1 protein-coding gene and 1 tRNA gene are annotated in these 3547 nt (G+C 40.0%); one reads left to right on the top strand and one right to left on the bottom strand.

Annotated features, from left to right (window positions below):
* Nucleotides 1–50: 50 nt before the first annotated feature.
* Nucleotides 51–126: transfer RNA gene (locus ACHSBP_RS00045), tRNA-Phe, on the bottom strand.
* Between the two features lie 412 nt (nucleotides 127–538).
* On the opposite strand from ACHSBP_RS00045, the gene ACHSBP_RS00040 reads away from it, so the two are divergent.
* Entirely contained in the window at nucleotides 539–3289 is a 2751-nt protein-coding gene (locus ACHSBP_RS00040) for an ATP-binding protein (protein ID WP_336435320.1), read from the top strand.
* Nucleotides 3290–3547: the final 258 nt, after the last annotated feature.

The following is a 3547-nucleotide window of genomic DNA, read 5'->3' as shown; positions in this document are numbered from 1 at the left end:
TCTACCAACTGAGCTAAGCAGGCACACTAAAACTGGTCATCTTTAAAAGATGGTGCCCAGAGGCGGAATCGAACCACCGACACGAGGATTTTCAATCCTCTGCTCTACCGACTGAGCTATCTGGGCGTTTTAATTCGGTAAACTAGAAAACCTAAAAAGGATTCTCAATGCTATTCCAAATTGCTCTACCGACTGAGCTACTTGGGCATTACGTAAAACTAATTTTACTAAACATTTGAGCGCTACTCGCTTCTTGCTTTTGCGTTCTGCCTGTCTGGGCGTGCGGCGTATTAAACGGGTTTTGCTGCTTCAAGTCAACACTTTTTTCAACATTCATTTTCGTTTGCACACTTATCCGCCAAATTGAACACAAACAAAGCACTACAAATGATTTCACTTTGCTAAATTCGTATGTAATAGTAAGATTTATCGGTATTTTGTACTAGTAATTGGGTCAAAAACATAATTTTTTGGCCTTGTACAAATAAAGCAACAATAATATCCAAAGAAGCCCCTATAACTGGAGTAAGGTTTTAAAATGCTTACTAACAAGTTTTTATCGCTAAAAGCTATTCATACAATTAATGCCATTGTTTTTATAATTTTCGCCGCATCGTTATATATGGCAATAAACAGCTTTTCCAAAATACAAACTAACGAACCACAACTCCCCAGCTACACCAAACTCGATATTCAAACCATTGCAGATAAAGTTGATAGACCATTGGTTGATGCCATCACCCGATTTGGTTTTAATAATGCGATTCAAATTCTTCATTCTTTAAAATCCGTCGATAAAGGAATTGATTACTACCTTTACAATTTAAAACGTGACGAGTTACAGCTAATCAGTAAAACTGGTGGCAACTTTTCAAACCCTGAAAACAAAACCGCCGCAATCGAAACAGATAGCGCCATTACCGTAAGCCAACAATTAACCCTTGCAGGAAAGAACCATGGCTTACTTGTTATCGAATACAAAAAACCATCACAAATCATAAATACCGTTACTTCGCCAACCGCAGCATACCTTTGGACAGCATTAGCTATTTTAAGCGGCATTTTTTGTTTTACCTTTTTACCAACCGCACTTTCACGAAAAATCATCTCGAATACAGAAAAGCTAGATAAAGAAATTAGCGTCATTACTGAAAAAGGTGATTATCAACTTCGCGTCGATACAAATATCGGGTTAGGTCTTGCCCCCACTGCTGAGCGCGTTAATTTGCTACTTGATGCGGTAAACAAGAGCGAGCAATTACATATAAAGGCTGAAAACGATTTACAAGACTTACAATCTAGCCTTGAGCATCAGGTGGTTGCGCGCACCCAAGAACTAGAAAAAGCAATTAAAGTTGCTGAGCGTGCAAGCGAAGCTAAAACAACGTTCCTCGCAACCATGAGCCACGAAATACGTACACCAATGAATGGTGTCATTGGCACCATCGATTTATTACGCAATACAACCTTAACAGGCTCTCAGCACAGACTTAGTAGCATTATTCGTGAATCTGCTTTTTCGCTGTTAGGAATTTTGGACGACATTTTAGACTTTTCTAAAATTGAAGCTGGCAAACTAACGGTTGAAAACAAACCATTTAGCGTTGTTAATGTCGTTGAAGAAGTTGCAAAAGTAATGAGCTCTATTGCACACAAGAGTGATTTAGAACTTTCGTTATTTATCGACCCTGAAATTCCAGAATCTGTGCTTGGTGATGCCGTGCGCGTGCGCCAAGTAATTTATAACCTGTGTTCAAACGCAATTAAATTCACCCAAACCAATAGCGATATGCAAGGGCAAGTGTCTATTGAAGCCAAACTTGCCTCAAATAGCCATGATTTCGATACTATCGATTTTATTATTAGCGATAACGGTAAAGGCATGGATAAAACGCAACTTGCGCGTATTTTCCAACCCTTTAGCCAAGCTGAAGAGAGCATTACTCGTGAATATGGCGGTACTGGCTTGGGCCTTTCAATTTGTAAAAGCTTAACGGAATTGATGTACGGCACCATTCGCGTTAGTTCTGAGCTTGGTCTTGGCAGTGAATTTATTGTGAGCATTCCTTTCACCAAAGATTCAGAAGCGAAAAAAGGTAACCGTGGACGTTTACAAAAGCGTCAAATTGCACTCTTTAGCCCAACAGACATTAATAAGCAGCGCTTACAATCTTACCTAAGCTATTTAGGGGCACAGGTAACACCGTTCAATCAAATATCTGATGAGCTTGCCGAATGGCAAACTAAACAGGGTCTGATCTGGGTGCTTGATGGCACACATGACATGGATGAAGCAAATAAGCTGCTACGTAAAATTGCCTACAACTTAGAAGAGCATAAACAGCAAGCAATTGTTTTAGGCCGCTTAACCGAAGCCAAACTAAATTTAAACAACCTATTTTACCTTTCGGCAATGCCGCTGTGTAAAACAGCCTTTTTTAACTCATTGTTAATTGCTGCTGGGCTTCAATCTCCTAAAGTTATTAATACTAAGAAACAAATTAGCCCGTTAACGAATCACCAAAACAAAGGGCATTGCCAAGTATTATTAGTTGAAGATAATTTAATGAACCAACAAGTGATTTGCGACCAGCTTAACTTACTTGGTTACAGTGTAGATATTGCTTCGAATGGTGAAGAAGGTTTTGACATGTGGAAAAACGGCCAATACGAGTTTGTATTAACCGATTTACATATGCCTAAAATGTCTGGTTATGATTTAGCGCGTAAAATTAGACAAGAGTCTCCGTATCGTAAAGACCTAAAAACTGCGACTACCATAGTTGCAGTTACTGCTAATGCGCTAAAAGGTGAGCGAGAAAAGTGCATTGAAGGCGGCATGAACGACTACATTACTAAACCAGTCGAGCTAAATGTACTTGAAGAGCTAATGGATAAATGGCTTCCGCAGGGACAAGCACAAACCACCGCTACACCTATTTTAATCGAAAAGTTAATCAGTTATGTTGGAAATGATGTTCAGCAGCATCAACATTATTTAGATATGTTTGCTAAACACGGGCAAGATCTCGCGTTTGATATTTCACGTGCGTTAAAACAAGAAGATGTAGAGCAAGCAGGTAAGCTCGCACATCAATTAAAATCAACAGCACAAACCATTGGTGCAGTAAGCGTTGCCAATGCAGCACAAGCGATTGAAACACTTGTTAATCAAGAAAGAGACATTGCTAGCGTAACCTTAACGCATTACGCTGATGAGCTTGAGCGCAGCTTCTTTGAAGCCAATGAGTTTATACATGACTATTTGAAAAATAGCCTGAATAACTAGGGTCTGTTGATCTTTGCTGTTCTATTTTTGTTCTGTTTGAGCGTGCTTTTATCGCGGCGCTCGATGTGTGGCCTAGTAATCTAAGCGAATATCGAGCAAAGCTTCCGCGTCCTGCTCTCGCCCCTTACCTACATCCATGTAGGCAACAATGAGAAAAGTGCGCTCAAAAGAACCGTTCGGCAGCGCTTGATTGGCTTTTCTACTGTGTTATCGGCTGGCTCACATAGAATAACTATGCCACGCAGCCTCTGCCTTGTA

Source organism: Pseudoalteromonas sp. XMcav1-K (assembly GCF_044005875.1).
In the GTDB taxonomy this organism is placed as follows: Bacteria; Pseudomonadota; Gammaproteobacteria; order Enterobacterales; family Alteromonadaceae; genus Pseudoalteromonas; species Pseudoalteromonas spongiae.
Note: the sequence above shows the minus strand (reverse complement) of the source record. Positions and strands in the feature narration are given on the sequence as shown.